General features: G+C 58.5%; 18 protein-coding genes. 17 read left to right on the top strand and 1 reads right to left on the bottom strand.

Features of this window, described 5'->3' with window-relative positions; all coding sequences use genetic code 11:
* Positions 1 to 84: 84 nt before the first annotated feature.
* Positions 85 to 1,905 carry an acyl-CoA dehydrogenase C-terminal domain-containing protein gene (locus EHN06_RS20310; protein WP_127334277.1) on the bottom strand — a complete coding sequence of 607 codons (1,821 nt, stop codon included), beginning with the start codon at positions 1,903 to 1,905 and terminating at the stop codon, positions 85 to 87.
* Between the two features lie 247 nt (positions 1,906 to 2,152).
* Here EHN06_RS20310 and EHN06_RS20305 point away from each other — a divergent pair, with 247 nt between their 5' ends.
* From EHN06_RS20305 to glmU, 17 genes are all read left to right on the top strand, one after another.
* On the top strand, positions 2,153 to 2,719 hold the full coding sequence (locus EHN06_RS20305) for a DUF3833 domain-containing protein (RefSeq protein ID WP_127334276.1): 567 nt from the start codon (positions 2,153 to 2,155) through the stop codon (positions 2,717 to 2,719).
* Positions 2,720 to 2,730: 11 nt separating this feature from the next.
* Positions 2,731 to 3,825 (top strand): efflux RND transporter periplasmic adaptor subunit, encoded by a 1,095-nt coding sequence (locus EHN06_RS20300; protein WP_127334275.1) that lies wholly within the window; start codon positions 2,731 to 2,733, stop codon positions 3,823 to 3,825.
* A gap of 3 nt (positions 3,826 to 3,828) precedes the next feature.
* Positions 3,829 to 6,975, top strand: coding sequence for an efflux RND transporter permease subunit (locus EHN06_RS20295; protein WP_127334274.1), 3,147 nt, complete (start codon positions 3,829 to 3,831; stop codon positions 6,973 to 6,975).
* Positions 6,976 to 7,356: 381 nt separating this feature from the next.
* Entirely contained in the window at positions 7,357 to 9,243 is a 1,887-nt protein-coding gene (mnmG, locus tag EHN06_RS20290) for a tRNA uridine-5-carboxymethylaminomethyl(34) synthesis enzyme MnmG (protein ID WP_127334273.1), read from the top strand.
* 9 nt (positions 9,244 to 9,252) lie between these two features.
* Positions 9,253 to 9,897, top strand: coding sequence for a 16S rRNA (guanine(527)-N(7))-methyltransferase RsmG (gene rsmG, locus EHN06_RS20285; protein ID WP_127334272.1), 645 nt, complete (start codon positions 9,253 to 9,255; stop codon positions 9,895 to 9,897).
* Positions 9,898 to 9,919: 22 nt separating this feature from the next.
* On the top strand, positions 9,920 to 10,714 hold the full coding sequence (locus tag EHN06_RS20280; RefSeq protein ID WP_127334271.1) for a ParA family protein: 795 nt from the start codon (positions 9,920 to 9,922) through the stop codon (positions 10,712 to 10,714).
* Between the two features lie 50 nt (positions 10,715 to 10,764).
* Complete coding sequence (locus tag EHN06_RS20275) at positions 10,765 to 11,637, top strand: ParB/RepB/Spo0J family partition protein (protein ID WP_127334270.1); 873 nt, start codon at positions 10,765 to 10,767, stop codon at positions 11,635 to 11,637.
* Positions 11,638 to 11,907: 270 nt separating this feature from the next.
* Complete coding sequence (locus EHN06_RS20270) at positions 11,908 to 12,306, top strand: F0F1 ATP synthase subunit I (RefSeq protein ID WP_127334269.1); 399 nt, start codon at positions 11,908 to 11,910, stop codon at positions 12,304 to 12,306.
* 19 nt (positions 12,307 to 12,325) lie between these two features.
* Positions 12,326 to 13,210, top strand: a complete 885-nt coding sequence (gene atpB, locus EHN06_RS20265) for a F0F1 ATP synthase subunit A (RefSeq protein ID WP_127334268.1) — start codon at positions 12,326 to 12,328, stop codon at positions 13,208 to 13,210.
* 75 nt (positions 13,211 to 13,285) lie between these two features.
* A complete protein-coding gene (gene atpE, locus EHN06_RS20260; protein ID WP_012138088.1) occupies positions 13,286 to 13,543 on the top strand; it encodes a F0F1 ATP synthase subunit C in 258 nt (85 codons plus the stop codon).
* 70 nt (positions 13,544 to 13,613) lie between these two features.
* The gene (locus tag EHN06_RS20255; RefSeq protein ID WP_206075698.1) at positions 13,614 to 14,084 is read left to right on the top strand and encodes a F0F1 ATP synthase subunit B; all 471 of its coding nucleotides are present in this window, start codon (positions 13,614 to 13,616) and stop codon (positions 14,082 to 14,084) included.
* 15 nt (positions 14,085 to 14,099) lie between these two features.
* Positions 14,100 to 14,636 (top strand): F0F1 ATP synthase subunit delta, encoded by a 537-nt coding sequence (locus EHN06_RS20250; RefSeq protein WP_127334267.1) that lies wholly within the window; start codon positions 14,100 to 14,102, stop codon positions 14,634 to 14,636.
* A 28-nt stretch (positions 14,637 to 14,664) separates the two neighbouring features.
* Complete coding sequence (gene atpA / locus EHN06_RS20245) at positions 14,665 to 16,209, top strand: F0F1 ATP synthase subunit alpha (RefSeq protein ID WP_127334266.1); 1,545 nt, start codon at positions 14,665 to 14,667, stop codon at positions 16,207 to 16,209.
* 71 nt (positions 16,210 to 16,280) lie between these two features.
* Positions 16,281 to 17,144 (top strand): F0F1 ATP synthase subunit gamma, encoded by an 864-nt coding sequence (gene atpG, locus EHN06_RS20240; protein WP_127334265.1) that lies wholly within the window; start codon positions 16,281 to 16,283, stop codon positions 17,142 to 17,144.
* Positions 17,145 to 17,199: 55 nt separating this feature from the next.
* Positions 17,200 to 18,594: a F0F1 ATP synthase subunit beta gene (gene atpD / locus EHN06_RS20235; protein ID WP_127334264.1), complete on the top strand. Its 1,395-nt coding sequence runs from the start codon at positions 17,200 to 17,202 to the stop codon at positions 18,592 to 18,594.
* 47 nt (positions 18,595 to 18,641) lie between these two features.
* Positions 18,642 to 19,064, top strand: coding sequence for a F0F1 ATP synthase subunit epsilon (locus EHN06_RS20230; RefSeq protein ID WP_127334263.1), 423 nt, complete (start codon positions 18,642 to 18,644; stop codon positions 19,062 to 19,064).
* A gap of 147 nt (positions 19,065 to 19,211) precedes the next feature.
* On the top strand, positions 19,212 to 20,579 hold the full coding sequence (gene glmU / locus EHN06_RS20225; protein WP_127334262.1) for a bifunctional UDP-N-acetylglucosamine diphosphorylase/glucosamine-1-phosphate N-acetyltransferase GlmU: 1,368 nt from the start codon (positions 19,212 to 19,214) through the stop codon (positions 20,577 to 20,579).
* Positions 20,580 to 20,613 lie beyond the last annotated feature (34 nt).

Below are 20,613 nucleotides of genomic sequence, written 5' to 3'. Positions count from 1 at the left end.
GCTTCAGGTTGACGAAGATGTAAGGCGGGGAAGATAAAAAAGAGGAGCCGGGCGGCTCCTCTTTCAGGGCAAGATCCGGGAGGATCAGGCGGTAAAGCTCATGTCCTCTGCGTCCAGTTGCATCAGGTTCTTGCTGGGGCTGAGCATGCTGGTGGCGTGGGCCTGGGCGCGGGGCAGCAGGCGTTCGTAGTAGAATTCCGCAGTGGCCAGTTTGGCCTTGTAGAACTCCTCGGATTCGTCACCGCCGTTGTCCAGCTTGTCGGCAGCGACCGCCGCCTGACGGGCCCAGATGTAGGCCATGGACACATAACCGCTGTACATCAGGAAGTCGTGGGCGGCGGCGCTGACCACATCCCGGTCCTTGCGGGCCGCCAGCATGATGCGAACGGTCAGCAGGTTCCATTGTGCGGTGAGCTTCAGCAGTTCCACCGCGAATGGCCGCAGTCGCTTGTCGGTCAGGTGCTTGCGGGCGAAATTCGCGATGATCAGGGTGAACTCGCGTACCGCACCACCCTGGGTCATCAGCAGCACCTTGCGGCCCAGAAGATCCAGTGCCTGAATACCGGTGGTGCCTTCGTACAGGGTGGCGATGCGGGTATCACGGGCAATCTGCTCCATGCCGTGCTCGCGGATGTAACCGTGGCCGCCGAACACCTGCATGCCGATATTCGCCGCCTCGTTACCCAACTCGGTCAGGAAGCCCTTGAGGATCGGTGTCAGGAAACCGAGTTTGTCGTCGTATTTCGCGGCTTTCTTCTCATCGCCTTCTGAGTGCCCCTCCACCATGTGATCGGCCACCCTGGCGGCGTAGTACAGCATCCCGCGTCCACCCTCGGCGATGGCTTTCTGGGTCAGCAGCATGCGACGTACGTCGGCGTGGTGAATCAGCGCGTCGGCCACGTGTTCGGGGTCTTTCTTGCCGGACAGCGCACGCATCGAGCGGCGTTCCTTGGCGTAGTCCAGGGCCCACTGATAGGACAGCTCAGCCGGACCGACACCCTGGATGGCGGTACCGATGCGGGCGGTGTTCATGAAGGTGAACATGCAGTTCAGACCTTCGTTTTCCGGACCGATCAGGAATCCGGTGGCTTCGTCAAAATTCATCACACAGGTGGCGGATGCCTTGATACCCATTTTCTTTTCCAGGCTGCCGCAGTTCACGCCGTTGCGCTCGCCGATACCGCCGTTGCCGTCCGGCAGGAACTTGGGAACGATAAACAGGCTGATCCCCTTGGTGCCCTTGGGTGCATCCGGCAGCCGTGCCAGCACAATGTGGACAATGTTCTCGGTCAGATCGTGGTCACCGGAGGAGATGAAAATCTTGGTACCAGTGAGCTTGTAGCTGCCATCGGCCTGGGGTTCCGCTTTGGTTTTGACCTGGCCCAGGTCGGTACCGCACTGGGGTTCCGTCAGACACATGGTGCCGCCCCAGGTGCCTTCCGTCAGTGGTACCAGGTAGGTTTGTTTCTGATCCTCGGAGCCATGCAGGTAAATGGTATTCATGGCGCCCAGGGACAGGCCCGGGTACATCGAGAACGGCCAGTTGGCGGTGCCCATCATTTCCTGTTTCAGCAGACCCATGGAAGCGGGCAGGCCCTGACCGCCGTACTCTTCCGGTGCGGACAGTCCCTGCCAGCCACCCATGGCGTACTGCTCGTAGGCTTCCTTGTAGCCCTTCGGCGTGGTGACCACACCGTCTGCCAGCTTACAGCCTTCTTCGTCACCGGGCTGATACAGCGGACTGAGCACTTCCTCGCAGAATTTTCCGCACTCACTGAGGATCGCCTCAACAATGTCCGGGGTGGCGTTTTCGCCGCTTCTCAGCGACGCGTAGTGACCGGGGTAGTCAAACACATCGTTGAGCAGAAATTTCATGTCGCGCAGGGGCGCCTTGTAAACCGGCATAACAGTACCTCTGTCCTGTAAGGGAAATCGGGTGGAAGGCAACGGGCCCTCCGATGACAAATGTTTTACGGCATTCAAACAGGTGTTCCATTGACGAAAACCGCCAGCCCGCCTGTCAGAAAAGACAATTGGCTGAAATGACGATATCGGAACCGGGGGCAGATGAAGGGTTGATCGAAAACCTGGCTGTGGGCGTATTCCCCGGAAGTGGTGTGTCAGTGAATTCTGCTTCGGGAGTGTAAAAGTCATGCAAATACCCAGACCTTCCGCTACACAGGCTGGCCTGCGATTACCCTTGTGGTTATTGTTGACAGTGATTCTGGCTGGATGCGCCGGGCCGACCCTGGACGACTACGGCGACCGCCATCCACAACTGGTTCCCGACCGTTTCTTTGATGGCGAACTTTCCGCGCAAGGCGTGGTCAAGGATTGGTCGGGGAAGGTTATCCGGACGTTCGATGCCGATATCGATGCCAGCTGGGATGCCCGGGGTGTGGGCACGCTGGACGAAGTATTTCGCTTCGACGACGGTGAAGTGCAGACCCGGACCTGGACGCTGACACCTTCCGATGCCGGCTATCACGCCGATGCCGGAGACGTGGTGGAGCCGGGTACCATGCGATGGCAGGGCAATGCCATCCACATGAATTACGTATTACGTGTGTCATATGGCGATGGCACCATCGACGTCCGCATGGACGACTGGATGTATCTGGTGACACCGGACACTCTCATCAACCAGACCACCATGAGTAAATGGGGCGTGGATGTGGGAGAGGTGGTGTTGGTGATTACCAAAAACGACAACGACTGACTGAGAGACTTATGCTGAAGCAATGGCTGATCGCGCTGGTTCTGGTGGCTTTAGCAGTCGGTGGGGCCTTCGGCTACCGTTATTTTGACCAGAGCCCGGATGGCGGTGATCAGCGGATTCGCCCGGCGAGTGTGGTCAATACCACCACACCAAGCCAGGAAACTGTCCGGGATCGGGTTAATGCGGTGGGCAGCCTGAAAGCACAGGAAGCCGTTGAATTGACCACCGAGGTCAGTGGCCGCGTGGTGGAGCTGAACCTGCGCAGTGGCCAGCGTGTGGAGCAGGGCGAGTTGCTGCTTCGCCTGGATGATCGCCAGGCACGGGCGGATGTGCGTGTGTCCGAGGCGCAGGTGGCAGATGCCCGGCGCCAGTATGAGCGGGCCCGCAGCCTGCGTTCCAACAACAGTATTTCGCAGTCCCAGGTGGATGAATTGCGAACCACCCTGGAGGTGGCGCAGGCTCAACTGGAAGCTGCACGAACCCGTCTGGATAACCACCGCATCACGGCGCCGTTCACCGGCGTGGTGGGGCTCAGCGATATCAGCATGGGCGCTTACCTCGAATCCGGTACCACCGTTGCCACCCTGGACGCCACCGATCGCATGGAGCTGGGTTTTGCCATTCCCGAACGCTTCCTGGGACAGGTGAGTCTCGGGCAACCGGTTCTGGGCCGCTCCCCCGCCTTCCCGGAAGACAACTTCAGCGGCGAACTGGTGGAACTGGGCACCCGCATCAGCGAACTCAGCCGCACCCTGCCGGTGCGGGCACTGATTGATAATCCCGATGGCAAGCTCCGGCCCGGCCAGTTCATGTCGGCCAGCCTGACCCTGCGTGAGCGCGAGGCCCTGGTGATTCCGGAGCAGGCGGTACTGATGCGCGGTGCTGACAAGTATGTGTTTATTGCCGAGGATGGCAAGGCGCGTCGGGTGTCCGTCATTCTTGGTGCCCGGCAGCCGGGCTGGGTGGAAGTGGTGGATGGACTGGCCGCGGATGATCCGGTCATTATCACCGGTCAGGACCGGCTCAGCAGTGGCGACCGTATCGAAGTGGTGGACGACGACAAGGCGATTCCGGATAACCGCTTTGCCACATCGCTGGAGTCATAAGCGATGATTCTGTCCGATGTATCGATCAAGCGCCCGGTTTTTGCCACCGTTCTCAGCCTGTTGATCCTGGTATTTGGCCTGGCCGCCCTGCTGGGGCTGCCGGTACGGGAGTATCCGGATATCGATCCACCGGTGGTGTCGATCTCCACCGACTACACCGGCGCCGCCGCCGAAGTGGTGGATACCCAGATCACCCAGGTGATTGAGGGCGCGATCAGCGGTATCGAGGGCATTCGCTCCATCGAGTCCAGTACCGAGCAGGGTGAATCCCGCACCAGCATCGAATTTAATACCTCCCGCAATGTCGACATCGCCGCCAACGATGTTCGCGACGCGGTGTCCCGTATCAGCAATGAACTCCCCGATGAAGCGGATCCGCCGGTGGTGAGCAAGGCCGATTCCGATGCCCGTCCGATGATGTGGATCACGCTCCGCAGTGATGTCTGGGACAGCGCGGAGCTGAGTGATTTCGCCGATCGGGTGCTGGCGGACCGGCTCTCGGTACTGGACGGTGTGGCGGATGTGCGTATTGGCGGTGAGCGCCGCTACGCCATTCGCGTCTGGCTGGACCGGGAACGGTTGGCGGCCCGTGACATTACCGTGGCCGAGGTCGAGCGCGCGTTGCGTGCCAACAACGTTGAATTGCCGGCCGGTTCGGTGGAATCCTCCACCCGCGACTTCACCGTCAGAGCGGAAGGTCGGTTGTCCACTGTGGAAGAATTCCGCGAACTGGTGATCCGCCGCGACGGCAATGACCTGCTGCGCCTGGGCGAGGTGGCCAACGTCCAGATGGGCGTGGAATCCGATACCAGCCGTCTGCGGGCCAATGGCCTGACTGCCATCGGTATGGGGGTGATCCGCCAGTCCAAGGCCAACACCGTGGCGGTGTCGGACCGCGTGCAGGAGGAACTGGAGAACATCCGCAAGACCCTGCCGCCGGAAGTCACCATTGCCGAAAGCTACGACGAATCCATCTTTATCCGCGCCTCCATCAAGGAGGTGATGATCACCCTGGCCATCGCGGTATCGCTGGTGATCCTGGTGATCTTCGTGTTCCTGCGGTCCTGGCGGGCGACACTGATTCCGGCCGTGACCATCCCGGTGGCGGTGATCGGTGCCTTCATCGGCCTTGGCGCCCTGGGTTTTTCCATCAACGTGCTGACCCTGCTGGCGGTGATCCTCGCCATCGGTCTGGTGGTGGACGATGCCATCGTCATGCTCGAGAACATCCAGCGTCGTATTGATGACGGCGAGCCGCCGTTGCTGGCGTCCTACCGTGGTGCCAAGCAGGTGGCGTTTGCGGTCATAGCCACCACCCTCACGCTTGTCGCGGTGTTTGTCCCCATCTCGTTTATGGGCGGCAATATTGGCCGTCTGTTTGCGGAATTCGGCTTTACCCTGGCGGCGGCTGTGGTGGTGTCCAGCCTGGTGGCGCTGACACTGGCACCGATGCTGTGTTCCAAGTGGTTGAAACACAGCCCGGAAACCGAAGAGGGCCACCGGCTCTGGAGTGCCACCGAGAAGGTGCTCAATGGCCTGACCCACGGTTATGAGCGTATGCTGCGATTCTCCCTGCGGCAGCCGGGATTGCTGCTCGGCCTCGGGTTGGTGGGCGTTGTGCTGATTGCGGTGGTGTTTCCCAAACTGCCCCAGGAACTGGCGCCGATTGAAGATCGGGGCGTGATTATCATGCCGGTCAGCGCCCCCCGCGGCTCAACCGTGGAGTACACCGATCACCACGTCGGGAAGGCCGAAGAGTTCCTGCTGCCTTACCTGGAAGACGGCACGGCCAATCGCCTGCTGTCCATCGTCGGATTCCGTAATGAGGCGGACAATGGCTTCATGATCATGGGCCTGGCGCCCTGGGAAGATCGTGACATCAAGCAGCAACAGGTCACCAACGAGCTCCGTGGCAAGCTGTCGAGCATTCCCGGTATCCGCGCCGTGGCGGTGAACCCGCCTGGTCTGGGCCAGCGGGGGTTCAACCAGCCGGTGGAAATCGTGGTTGGCGGCCCGGACTATGAATCGGTGCAGGCCTGGAGTGAGGAACTGCTGGAGCGGGCTAAAGAGAATCCCAACCTGCTGAACCTGGAGACTGATTTTGAACTGACCCGGCCGGAGTTGCGGGTGAACATCGACCGTGAACGGGCGGCGGACCTGGATATCACGGTGGAGGATGTCGGGCTGACCCTGCAGACCATGCTGGCGTCCCGTCAGGTGACCACCTATGTCGATCGCGGCCGTGAATACGACGTCATTGTGCAGGCAGCGGACGCCGACCGCGCCACGCCCGAAGATCTCGGCCAGGTCTTTCTCCGTCCCCGTGAAGGTGGCGCGTTGATCCCCATGGAGGCCCTGGTGTCAGTGCGTGAAATCGGTGCCAACCCCGATCTGAGACGGATCGACCGCTTGCCGGCGGTGGTGATCAGCGGTTCCCTGGCCGACGGTTACGATCTGGGGTCGGCGCTGGAGTACCTGAACAACCTGGCTGTGGATAACCTGCCCCCGGAGGCCCGGATCAGCTACAAGGGGCTCAGCCGCGAATTTCAGGATTCGTCTGCCGCGATCTATATGACCTTCGGGCTGGCGTTCATCATTGTGTTCCTGGTGCTGGCGGCGCAGTTCGAGAGCTGGATTCACCCGCTGATTATCATGCTGTCGGTACCGCTGGCGGTGACCGGCGCATTGTTTGCCCTGTTCTGGGCCGGTATCAGCCTGAACATATACAGTCAGATTGGTATCGTCATGCTGCTGGGACTGATGGCCAAGAACGGCATCCTGATCGTGGAGTTCGCTAACCAGCTCCGGGACAAGGGCTACGATGTGCGGGATGCCATACTGGAGGGGGCCAGCCTGCGGTTCCGTCCGGTGTTGATGACCACCATTTCCACGGTGTTTGGTGCGATACCGCTGGTGCTCGCCACCGGCGCCGGTGCGGAAAGCCGTGCCTCCATTGGCGTGGTGATTCTGGGTGGGCTGGTGTTCGCCACTACACTGACCCTGTTCATCATTCCGGTGCTGTACAACTTGTTGGCAGGTTTCGCCAAGTCCACCAACGCGGTGGCGGTGGAGCTGGAGAGACAGGCCGGCCAGTCCGGTGGCGGGCAGGGGCTGGCGACGGCGCCTCAGAAACGCGCGGATGATTTCTGACGGCAACAGCGATGAGATAGCCACTCCTTGTGGATAAAAGGTTGAATAAGCTACGGACAAACTTTGGATGGATAAAAAATAGTTCAATAAAAACAGTGCACTAATGGATTATTTGAGGCTTCTGGTAAGTGCTCTTCCATGTGGATAACTTTCTTGAAAACTTTTGTGAGAAGAGTTTCCCAAGCCTCTGAAAATATAACGGTTTTTATTTGGCTTATGTCCCAACAGGCACATAACGTGGCCTCTTCGGCATGGTCAGGCCGCGCGTCGGTTTTCATTGTGAGTGGGTCTGGTTAAAATTTGCACATTCTGACTGCAATTTTTGGGGCAAGACGTTATACTCCCCGCCCTGTTTTTATCCCCCGATTGCCGAGGTGAACTGTGGACTTTCCGAGCCGTTTCGATGTCATTGTCATTGGTGGTGGCCATGCCGGTACCGAGGCCGCGCTGGCGGCTGCACGCATGGGTTCGCAAACCCTGCTGCTGACCCACAACATTGAAACCCTGGGGCAGATGTCCTGCAATCCGGCCATTGGCGGTATTGGCAAGAGTCATCTGGTCAAGGAAATCGATGCCCTGGGCGGCGCCATGGCCGAGGCCACGGATCAGGCCGGTATCCAGTTCCGTGTGCTCAACAGCCGCAAAGGTCCGGCGGTCCGTGCCACCCGTGCCCAGGCGGATCGGGTGCTGTACAAGGCGGCCATCCGCCATACCCTGGAAAACCAGCCCAATCTGACCCTATTCCAGCAGGCGGCGGACGACCTGATTGTGGAAAACGATCAGGTCACCGGCGTGGTCACCCAGACCGGTATCCGCTTTAACGCCCGCACCGTCGTGCTGACCACCGGTACCTTCCTGGGTGGGGTTATCCACATCGGCATGCAGCAGCATTCCGGCGGCCGCGCTGGCGATGCCCCGGCCAACGCCCTGGCCAAGCGCCTGCGGGAACTGCCGTTCAATGTGGGTCGCCTGAAGACCGGTACCCCACCACGGATCGACGCCCGGTCGGTGGATTTCTCGGTGATGCAGGAGCAGTGGGGGGATGATCCCACGCCGGTCATGTCGTTCATTGGCAGCCGTAACCAGCATCCCGAGCAGGTGTGCTGTTATGTCACCCGTACCACCGAGCAGACCCACGACATCATCCGCAGCGGTTTCGATCGTTCGCCGATGTTTGCCGGCAATATCGAGGGGATTGGTCCCCGCTACTGCCCGTCCATCGAGGACAAGGTCAACCGTTTTGCCGACAAGGATTCCCACCAGATCTTTGTGGAGCCGGAAGGGCTGACCACCAACGAGCTCTATCCCAATGGCATTTCCACCAGCCTGCCGTTTGATATCCAATTGGCGGCGGTGCGTTCCATCCCGGGGTTCGAGAATGCCCACATCACCCGGCCCGGTTACGCCATTGAGTATGATTTCCTGAATCCCCAGGATCTGCGCCACACCCTGGAAACCAAATTTATCCAGGGTCTGTACTTTGCCGGTCAGATCAATGGCACCACCGGTTATGAAGAAGCCGGTGCCCAGGGCCTGCTGGCGGGTATCAACGCCGCGCTGAAAGCCCAGGAGAAAGACCAGTGGTATCCGCGCCGTGACGAGGCCTACCTGGGCGTACTGGTGGACGACCTGATTACCATGGGTACCTCCGAGCCCTATCGCATGTTCACCAGCCGCGCCGAATACCGGCTGATCCTGCGCGAAGACAACGCCGACCTGCGCCTGACCGAAACCGGTCGCAAGCTGGGCCTGGTGAATGACGACCGCTGGCAGAAGTTCAATGACAAGCGCGAAGCCATTGCCAGCGAACGCAGCCGCCTGGAAGCCACCCGGATTCACCCGAATACCGACGCCGGTGAGCGGGCCAACGGCTTCCTCAAACAGCCTATGACCCGCGACCAGTCGCTGGCGGAACTGCTTCGTCGTCCCGAGATTGGCTACAAGCACGTGGCCGAGATCGGTGCAGCACAGGCGGAGGACCCGGTGGTGGCCGACCAGGTGGAAATCGAGATCAAGTACGAGGGTTACATTTCCCGCCAGACCGATGAGATCGAGCGCCTGCGCCGCAACGAGAACACCGCGTTGCCGGTGGACCTGGACTACGACGCCATTGGCGGGCTGTCCAACGAGATCAAGCAGAAGCTCAAGACCGTGCGGCCGGAAACCGTGGCCCAGGCTTCCCGTATCCAGGGCGTGACCCCGGCGGCCATATCCCAGTTGCTGGTGCATCTGAAAAAGCGCGACCTGTTGCGCAAGCAATCGGCCTGAATTGCGATCATGAGTGACGCACTCTGGCAACGCCAGCTCGAGGACGGGCTGGCCGACATGGGGATAGTTCTCAGCGCCCACCAGCAACAGCAGTTGCTGGCTTTCCTGGCGCTGTTGAACAAATGGAACCGTGCCTACAATCTCACCGCGGTGCGTGACCCCCGGGAAATGGTCTCACGCCAGTTGCTCGATAGCCTGAGCATCCTGCCGTATGTCACCACCGAGCACCTGCTGGATGTGGGCGCCGGCGGTGGACTGCCCGGGATTCCCCTGGCCATCGCCCTGCCGGACAAGCGGTTTACCCTGCTCGACAGCAACAGCAAGAAAACCCGGTTCCTGACCCAGTGTGTGCTGGAACTGGACCTGGACAATGTTGACGTGATTCACGGACGGGCGGAAAGCTGCGGTCCCGATCTCCGTTTCAGCCAGATCAGCAGTCGGGCCTTTACCGCACTGGAGAACCTGGTGACCTGGTGCGGTGATGTGTTGGCAAATGACGGCGAGTTCCTTGCCATGAAAGGCCAGTTTCCGGATGATGAGGTAGCTGCGCTTCCGGCCGGATGGCAGGTAAAATCCCGTCATCCGTTGACGGTACCCGCCTCAGACGGCGAACGGCACCTGCTGGTGATCAGCCGGACGGGGCAACCCCAGTAATCCAGTATCAAGGAGGCAAGACATGGCGCGCGTGATTGCAGTGACCAATCAGAAGGGCGGTGTGGGTAAAACCACCACCTGCGTTAATCTTGCCGCCTCCCTGGCTGCGACCAAGCGTCGGGTCTTGCTGGTGGATATGGATCCCCAGGGCAATGCCACCATGGGCAGTGGCGTGGATAAGAATGCCCTGGAACTGTCGGGTTACGACATGCTCACCAAGCGTGCCAGTGCTGCCGAAGTGATCTTTCTGGCCGAGGCGTCCGGTTTTGATCTGTTGCCCGCCAACGGCGACCTGACCGCAGCGGAAGTGGAACTGATGAACGAGATCGGCCGCGAACACCGCCTGCGTCTGGCCCTCAATACCGTTCGTGACAACTACGATTACATCCTGATTGACTGCCCGCCGTCACTGAGCCTGCTGACCGTCAATGCCCTGTCCGCCGCGGATACCGTGTTGATTCCCATGCAGTGTGAGTATTATGCCCTGGAAGGTCTGGCAGCTTTGATGAATACCGTCGAGCAGATCCAGGAAACGGTGAACCCCAATCTGCAGATCGAAGGTATCCTGCGCACCATGTACGATCCGCGCAACAGCCTGACGCTGGATGTATCCGGTCAGCTCAGCGAGTACTTCGGTGACAAGGTCTACCGGGCGGTGATTCCCCGCAATGTTCGCCTGGCGGAGGCGCCGAGTTATGGCGTACCGGCACTGAAATACGATCGCGCCTCCAAGGGTGCCGTGGCGTATCTGGCATTGGCCGGCGAAATGGTCCGGCGCCACAAAGCGCAAAAGACATCCACGGCCGTTGCCGTGTAAACTACCCCACCTTTGCACACTGATTTTCACCGGGAAGAATGACAAACACCATGGCGGCAAAGAAACGAGGACTGGGTGAACGCGGACTGGGTGCCCTGCTACAGGGTTCCAGGGTCAATCTGGGTCAGGAACTCCATGACCACGACGGTGAACTCCGTGAAGTGCCGATCGACCTGATCCAGCGTGGTCGTTACCAGCCCCGTCGTGATATGGACCCGGTGACTCTGCAGGAGCTGGCGGATTCCATTCGCCAGCAGGGTGTGATGCAACCGGTGGTGGTCCGTCCCATCGCCGAGGGACGCTACGAACTGATCGCCGGGGAGCGCCGCTGGCGCGCCACCCAGATGGCCGAACTGGACAGCATTCCCGCCATCATCCGCGACGTGCCGGACGAAGCCGCCATCGCGATGGCGCTGATCGAAAACATCCAGCGCGAAAATCTCAATCCCATCGAAGAAGCCTTTGCCCTGCAGCGTCTGCAGGACGAATTCGGCCTGACCCAGGCCCAGGTTGCGGAAGCGGTGGGCAAGAGCCGCACCACCATCACCAACCTGCTGCGGCTGATCGGTCTGACCGAAGACGTGCGCCTGATGCTGGAACACGGCGACCTGGAGATGGGGCACGGCCGCGCCATGCTGACACTCCAGCCGGAACAGCAGATGCAGGTGGCGAAACAGGTGGTGGCCAAGTCCCTGTCGGTTCGCCAGACCGAGGCGCTGGTCCGTCGCGTGCAACAGGAAACCCCGGACCGCAAGAAGCCAAAGGGCGAAGTGGACCCGAACATCCGCGCGCTGCAGGATGATCTGGCCGAGCGCCTGGGCGCCCGGGTGTTGATTGACCACGGCCAGAAAGGCAAGGGCAAGCTGGTAATTGCATACAGTTCCCTGGACGAGCTGGATGGGATTTTGGGCCATATCAAGTAAAGCGACCTATTTTTCTACACCTCTGGCCCACCTACGAAAGTATCTTTCTTAAATCGCACACAACATGTAGTGGTGAGTAACTGAGTAGGCGCCTATTTGTGTCGGAAAAGGCGTGAACTCTGGGATTCTGCCGTTTTTCGCGGGTTCGCGAGAGGGTGGGTTTTGTTGATTCGTGCACATTGAACACATATAATCTGCGGCGCTCGTATCGGTGTATTTGCTTGTTTTTTAAACTGCACCGGGCCAAGGCACCGTATTCACGGGAAAAATATGACGAAGACAGCTCCTGGCGGTATTGGCCGCCCGCCGATCGCACGATGGTTTGTAATAGAAAGTGTGGTACTTGTCTTCGTGAGCCTGGCGTTTCTTTTTCGTGGCCAGGTTTCCGGTTATTCAGCGCTTCTGGGCGGACTTATTTTTTTACTGCCCCACGGTTACTTTGCGCTCAAGGCATTCCGCTACTCCGGCGCGCGGTCTGCCAGGAAGATCATGAGTTCTTTTTACCAGGGTGAGGCCGGCAAGCTCATCCTGTGCGCCATCCTCTTCACGATGGTGTTCAAATGGATTCAGCCGCTTGATATAGCGGCACTTTTTTTAACATTTGCGATCATGCTGGTCACCAACTGGTTGACACCGCTTCTGGCGGGCAGCAATACGCAGCAAAGCTAACAGGACCTGGGAAACCGTTATGGCAGGAAGTGCATCCGAATATATCCAGCATCACCTCCAGAACCTTACATACGGTAAGCTGCCGGCAGGCTACGAGCGCGTAGCAGAGGATGGCACCGTTACAACGTTGAGCGAGTCCACCTGGACCCTGGCGAGAACCAGTGCTGAAGCTGGTGACATGGGCTTCTGGGCGGTTCACGTTGATTCTCTCGGCTGGGCCGTTGGTCTTGGCCTGATCTTCCTGATTCTCTTCCGTATGGCCGCCAAGCGCGTGACTTCGGGGCAGCCCGGCGGTCTTCAGAACTTCGTTGAAGTGATGATCGAGTTCGTCGACAACAGCGTGAAGGAAACCTTCCACGGCAAGAACAAGGTCATTGCCCCGCTGTCGCTGACCATCTTCTGCTGGGTGTTCCTGATGAACCTGATGGACCTGGTGCCGGTGGACTGGGTTCCCCGTCTGTTCTACCTGATGGGCGTTGATTACATGAAGATCGTTCCGACCACGGACGTCAACGTGACCCTGGGTATGTCCCTGTCGGTGTTTGCGCTGATCATCTACTACAGCGTGAAAGTCAAAGGTGTGGGCGGCTTCCTGGGTGAACTGACCCTGCACCCGTTCTCATCCGACAACCTGTTCCTGAAGATCCTGCTGATTCCGGTAAACCTGTTGCTGGAAGGCGTGAGCCTGCTGGCCAAGCCGATTTCACTGGCGCTGCGTCTGTTCGGTAACCTCTATGCCGGCGAGCTGATCTTTATCCTGATTGCACTGCTGCCGTTGTGGGCGCAGTGGACACTGTCTGTGCCCTGGGCGATCTTCCACATCCTGATCATTACCCTGCAGGCATTCATCTTTATGATGCTGACCATCGTGTACCTGAGCATGGCTCATGAGGACAACCACTGATCGGGCAGCGCTGAGCCGTAGTTTTAAACCCTTAACCCTTAAACTGAAAACCTAAACTGAAAACTGGGAGTTATCATGGAAACTGTAGTTGGAATGACCGCGATTGCCGTTGCACTGCTGATTGGCCTGGGTGCCCTGGGTACTGCGATTGGCTTTGGTATCCTCGGTGGCAAATTCCTGGAAGGCGCTGCGCGTCAGCCGGAAATGACCCCGATGCTGCAGGTTAAAATGTTCATCGTTGCAGGTCTGCTGGACGCCGTAACCATGATCGGTGTTGGTATCGCACTGTTCTTCACTTTCGCCAACCCGTTTGTCGGCCAGATCGCCGGTTAATCGAGTCGCCAGAGCCGGGGTTTCCACCCCGGTCAGATGATTCTTAACAAAACAGGCGAGAGGTGAAGACGTGAACATTAATTTGACGATGATTGGTCAAGCCATCGCGTTCTTTATCTTTGTCGTCTTCTGCATGAAGTATGTGTGGCCACCGATTATGGCCGCCCTGCAGGAGCGTCAAAAGAAGATCGCTGACGGACTGGCTGCCTCAGACCGCGCCACGCGCGATCTGGAACTGGCTCAGGAAAAGTCAGCTCAGGAACTGCGTGAAGCCAAGCAGCAAGCCGCCGGCCTTATTGAACAGGCCAACAAGCGCGCAGCCCAAATTGTGGAAGCATCCAAGGATGACGCCCGCAAGGAAGGCCAGAAGCTGATTGAGCAGGCCAAGGCCGAAATTGAACAGGAGCGCAATCAGGCTCGTGATGCTCTGCGTGCGGAAGTGGCCGCCATTGCAATCGCTGGTGCTGAGAAGATCCTGGAAACCTCTGTCGATGCCTCCAAGCACAACGAGATGTTGGAAAAACTGGCGGCAGAACTTTAAACGACGAGGTTCATCATGGCAGAACTGAGAACGCTGGCCCGTCCATACGCAAAAGCAGCATTTGCCGCCGCCCAGGAGCACGATCAACTGGCTGAGTGGTCCCAGGTGCTGACGGTTGCCGGACAGGTCACCGCGAACGAAGACATTCGACAGCTTCTCGCGAATCCGGAGCTGGAAGAGCAGAAGAAAGCCGATCTGATTCTCGAGGTCGCCGAAGACGGCGTCACCGAGCAGGTCCGCAACTTCTTTGCAGTGCTGGCAGAAAACCGTCGGCTGACTCTTCTGCCCGAGATTGCAGCGCTCTTCAACACGTACCGGGCTGATCTGGAGCGCACTGTTGGTATTGAAGTAACCGCAGCTTTCGAGCTGACGGAAGAACAGCAACAGCAGCTCGCCCAGGCGCTCTCCAGGAAACTCGAGCGGAAAGTGTCACTCGCAGCGTCAATGGACAAGTCTCTGATTGGCGGGGCGATCATTCGCACCGGCGATCTGGTCATTGACGCCTCTGTACGCGGAAAGCTGACCAAGCTGGCCGACGCTCTGGGCTCCTGATTTCAGCACAAGGTTTGAGGATATTGGCATGCAGCAACTGAATCCATCCGAGATCAGTGACATCATCAAGAAGAGAATCGAAAAGCTCGATATCTCTTCCGAAGCGAAAAACGAAGGTACGATCCTGTCGGTTTCCGACGGTATCGTACTGATCCACGGTCTTGCCGACGTCATGTACGGCGAGATGATTGAATTTGCCAACGGCACTTTCGGCATGGCTCTGAACCTGGAGCGTGATTCCGTAGGTGCGGTTGTTCTGGGTGACTACGAAGGTCTGGCAGAAGGCCAGAAGGTTCGTTGTACCGGTCGTATCCTGGAAGTTCCGGTGGGTCCGGAACTGATGGGCCGCGTTGTCGACGGTCTGGGTAACCCGATCGACGGCAAGGGTGATCTGGGCACGGACCTGACCTCTCCGGTCGAGAAAGTCGCACCTGGTGTAATCGCACGTCAGTCCGTTGACGAGCCGGTACAGACTGGTCTGAAAACCATCGACACCATGGTGCCGATTGGTCGTGGCCAGCGTGAGCTGATCATCGGTGACCGTCAGATCGGTAAGACCGCTGTCGCGATCGACGCGATCATCAACCAGAAAAACTCCGGCATCAAGTGTATCTACGTTGCCGTCGGTCAGAAGCAGTCTTCCATTGCCGCCGTTGTGCGCAAGCTGGAAGAGCATGGCGCCATGGACCACACCATCGTGGTTGCCGCCGGTGCTGCCGATCCTGCTTCCATGCAGTTCCTGGCGCCGTACGCCGGTACCTCCATGGGTGAATACTTCCGTGACCGTGGTGAAGACGCCCTGATCATCTATGATGATCTGTCCAAGCAGGCTGTGGCTTACCGCCAGATTTCCCTGCTGCTGCGTCGTCCGCCGGGTCGTGAAGCCTATCCGGGTGACGTATTCTACCTGCACTCCCGTTTGCTGGAGCGTGCCTCCCGTGTTAACGCGGATTACGTTGAGCAGATGACCAACGGCGAAGTCAAGGGCAAGACTGGTTCCCTGACCGCGCTGCCGATCATCGAGACTCAGGCCGGTGACGTTTCGGCGTTCGTACCGACCAACGTTATCTCGATCACCGACGGTCAGATCTTCCTGGAAACCAACCTGTTCAACTCCGGTATCCGTCCGGCGATGAACGCCGGTGTCTCCGTATCCCGGGTTGGTGGTTCCGCCCAGACCAAGATCATGAAGAAGCTCGGCGGTAACATCCGTCTGGCCCTGGCCCAGTATCGTGAATTGGCCGCTTTCGCCCAGTTCGCTTCCGATCTCGACGAAGCGACCCGTCAGCAGCTTGAGCACGGTCAGCGTGTTACGGAACTCATGAAGCAGAACCAGTACAGCCCGATGTCTGTGGCTGAAATGGGTACGGTTCTGTTTGCAGCCAACGAAGGCTTCCTGGACGACGTTGATGTCGACAAGGTGGTTAGCTTTGAAGCGCAGATGCTCGACTGGATGCGCTCCGAGCAGAAAGACCTCCTCGACAAGATCAACGAGAAAGGCGATTACAACGACGAAATCGCTGCCGGCCTGAAAGCTGCACTTGAGAAATTCAAGACCACTCAGAGCTGGTAATAAATGGGCCTGCAATGCGTTGCAGGCCGATTTTCGAGCAACGAGTGTCTAACTTGAGAAGGCAGTGAGTTATGGCCGTCGGCAAAGAAATACGTAACCAGATTTCAAGCATCAAGAGCACGCAAAAGATCACCAGCGCCATGGAAATGGTGGCGGCGAGCAAGATGCGCAAGGCTCAGGAACGCATGAAGGCGACTCGCCCTTATGCCGAAAAGATGCGTCAGGTTATCGGGCACATTGCCAAGGCAAACGTTCAGTACAAGCACCCATTTATGGTCGAGCGCGAAGTGAAGCGTGTGGGCTATATCGTGGTGTCGACTGACCGTGGCCTGTGTGGTGGTCTGAACATCAACCTGTTCAAAGCGCTTGTCCGTGACATGCGAGCGTGGAAAGAGAAAGGAGTAGAGGCTGATCTGTGCGCCATCGGACAGAAAGGTTCTTCTTTCTTCAAGAGCTACGGCGGGAACGTCGTTGCGGCGCTGACCCATCTGGGGGACAGCCCGAGCTCTGAAAAACTCATCGGCAACGTCAAAGTCATGCTGGATGCGTTCTCGGAAGGCAAGATCGATCGTCTGTATCTGGTCAGCAACGAGTTCGAAAATACCATGACGCAGACCCCGCAGGTCGAGCAGATTCTGCCGCTGCCTCCGGGGGATGACGAAGAAGAGATCAAGAACCAGTGGGATTATCTCTACGAGCCCGATGCCAGGCAGATCCTCGATGGCCTTCTGCCACGTTACATTGAATCCCAGGTGTACCAGGGTGTGGTAGAAAATCTGGCATGTGAACAGGCAGCCCGGATGATTGCCATGAAGAGCGCAACTGATAACGCCGGTGGCATCATCGACGAGCTTCAGTTGGCTTACAACAAGGCGCGTCAGGCAGCCATCACCCAAGAGATTTCGGAGATTGTGAGCGGCGCGGCTTCGGTCTGATCCCGCCAGCAATCCAACTGGTTTTATTGACTATCAAGATAACGAGGAACCGAGCATGAGTAGCGGACAAATCGTTCAGATCATTGGCGCGGTTATCGACGTGGAATTCCCACGTGACTCCGTACCCAACGTGTATGACGCACTGCTGCTTGAAGGTGGCGAAACAACTCTGGAAGTCCAGCAGCAGCTGGGTGACGGCATTGTTCGTACCATCGCGATGGGCAGCACCGAAGGCCTGAAGCGTGGCCTGAAAGCAGAGAATACCGGCAAGGCAATCTCCGTACCGGTTGGTACCCAGACCCTGGGCCGTATCATGGATGTTCTGGGTCGTCCGATCGACGAACAGGGCGACATCGGCGAGGAAGAGCGCTGGGCTATCCACCGCAAGGCGCCGGGCTACGCTGACCAGTCAGCCTCAGCCGACCTGCTGGAAACCGGCATCAAGGTTATCGACCTGATCTGCCCGTTCGCCAAGGGTGGTAAGGTTGGCCTGTTTGGTGGTGCCGGTGTTGGTAAGACCGTTAACATGATGGAACTTATCAACAACATTGCCAAAGAGCACTCCGGTCTGTCTGTATTCGCCGGCGTAGGTGAGCGTACCCGTGAGGGGAACGACTTCTACTACGAGATGAAAGAGTCCAACGTACTGGACAAGGTTGCGATGGTGTACGGGCAGATGAACGAGCCTCCCGGAAACCGTCTGCGTGTGGCCCTGACCGGTCTGACCATGGCCGAGAAGTTCCGTGACGAAGGTCGTGACGTTCTGTTGTTCGTCGACAACATCTATCGTTACACCCTGGCCGGTACCGAGGTGTCCGCACTGCTGGGCCGTATGCCGTCCGCGGTAGGTTACCAGCCGACTCTGGCCCAGGAGATGGGCGAGCTGCAGGAGCGTATCACCTCCACCAAGACTGGCTCCATCACGTCTATCCAGGCGGTCTACGTACCGGCGGATGACTTGACCGACCCGTCTCCGGCAACCACCTTCTCGCACCTGGATGCTACAGTAGTATTGAGCCGTGACATCGCCTCCAAGGGTATTTACCCGGCGATTGATCCGCTGGATTCCACCTCTCGTCAGCTGGATCCGCTGATCATCGGTCATGAGCACTACGAAGTGGCCCGTGGCGTGCAGACGAACCTGCAGCGCTACAAGGAACTGAAAGACATCATCGCCATTCTGGGTATGGACGAACTGTCAGAAGAAGACAAACTGACCGTAGCCCGTGCCCGTAAGATCGAGCGTTTTCTGTCCCAGCCGTTCCACGTTGCTGAAGTCTTCACTGGTTCCCCCGGTAAGTACGTTTCCCTGAAGGAAACCATCAGCAGCTTTAAGGGCATCCTTAACGGTGACTATGATGATATGCCCGAGCAGGCATTCTACATGGTTGGTACCATTGAGGAAGCGGTCGAGAAAGCGAAGGAAATGAAGAGCAAGGCGAAAGCTTAATCTGAGCCGAAGCATTTGTTTCCGGATCGATCAAAGAGGCAACTGACATGGGTATAACCGTGCATTGTGATGTGGTAAGTGCCGAAACAAAGATCTATTCCGGATTGGTGGAAATGCTGATCGCAGCGGGCTCTGAAGGTGACCTGGGTGTTACTCCAGGTCACGCGCCGCTGCTGACACAGCTGAAGCCGGGTCCCGTTCGGATCATCAAGCAGGGCGGTGAGGAAGAGATTCTTTACGTGTCCGGCGGATATCTGGAGGTCCAGCCCAATCTGGTGACTTTGTTGGCGGATACCGCGGTTCGTGCAAAGGATGTGGACGAAGCTGCCGCACTCGAAGCTCAGAAAGAAGCCGAGAAAGCACTTGCCGATAGAACCGGTGAATTCGAGTTCTCCCGTGCTGCTGCAGAGCTGGCCGAAGCTGTCGCCAAGCTTCGTACCATCCAGCAGCTGCGTAATAAAATGCGCTAAGCAGTCGGGTTTCGGGATTACCGAACACCAAAGCCGCATCCTGAGTGGCTGGAAGACCAACGCCAGGCGTTGGAACTCCGGCCGCAACGGGTGCGGTTTTTTTATTTCCAATGAAGACAATCAACCGACCGGGAGCCTGACGTTTCCATGAGCCCGCTACACGTTGTCATTCTGGCCGCCGGCCAGGGTTCCAGAATGAAATCCGCCCTGCCCAAGGTGCTCCACGCCCTGGCCGGCCGTCCCATGCTCCATCACGTGATTGCGACGGCCCGTCAGCTCCAGGCCGAGCAGATTCATGCGGTGATCGGCCATGGTGCGGATCAGGTCAAGGCGGCCACTTCAAAACAACCGGTGAACTGGGTGCTGCAGCAGGAGCAACTTGGCACTGGTCACGCGGTGGCCCAGGCGTTGCCGGACCTGCCGGATGATGCCCGGGTACTGGTGCTCTACGGCGATGTACCGTTGACTGGTGTTGGCACTCTGGAAGCGCTGGTTTCGCAGATTGATAACGACACCCTGGGGTTGCTGACGGTAACCATGGATGACCCCCAGGGCTACGGCCGGATCATTCGTGACGATGAGGGCAAGGTCACGTCCATCGTGGAACAGAAGGACGCCAGCGACGCCCAGCAGCAAATTCGTGAGGTGAATACCGGCATCCTGGCGGTAACGGCGCGGCGCCTGAAGGACTGGTTGCCCCAGCTCTCCAATCGCAACGCCCAGGGCGAGTACTACCTGACCGATATCATCGCGATGGCCGTGGAACATGGAATGCGGGTAGCGGTTTCCCAGCCCGGGAATGCCTTCGAGGTACAGGGTGTGAATAACCGCCTGCAACTGGCGGAACTGGAACGCTGGTTTCAGCGGCGGGAAGCCGATCGCCTGATGACCGAAGGCGCCACTCTCGCCGACCCCGCCCGTGTGGATGTGCGCGGCAATCTATCGATTGGCAATGACATCCTCATCGACGTCAACGTGGTCTTTGAAGGCGATGTGGAACTGGCGGACGGTGTCTCCATCGGGCCGGGTTGCGTGATCCGCGATGCGAAGATTGCCGCCGGTGCACAGATCAAGGCTCATTCGGTGATTGAAGGCGCCGAGATCGGCGCTAACGCGCAGATTGGTCCGTTTGCCCGCCTGCGCCCCGGCACCCGCCTGGCTGACGACACCAAGGTGGGTAACTTCGTCGAGACCAAGAAGGCGGTTGTGGGTGAGGGTAGCAAGATCAATCACCTCAGTTACGTGGGCGATGCCTCACTGGGCCGTAATGTGAATGTGGGTGCAGGAACCATCACCTGCAATTATGATGGTGTGAATAAACACCAGACGGTGATCGGGGATGGTGTCTTCGTGGGTTCCAATACCTCGCTGGTGGCGCCGGTAACCGTTGCCGAAGGCGCCACTATTGGTGCCGGTTCCACCATTACCCGTGATGTGTCTGATCGCGAACTGGCGGTAGCCAGGGGGCGCCAGCGCAACATTGCAGACTGGGACAGACCGGTCAAAAAGTCCTGATTGGCCCGTAACACAGCAAATTATCTGACAGGTG

The sequence above is a fragment of the Marinobacter sp. NP-4(2019) genome (genome assembly GCF_003994855.1).
Classification (GTDB): domain Bacteria; phylum Pseudomonadota; class Gammaproteobacteria; order Pseudomonadales; family Oleiphilaceae; genus Marinobacter.
Note: the sequence above shows the minus strand (reverse complement) of the source record. Positions and strands in the feature narration are given on the sequence as shown.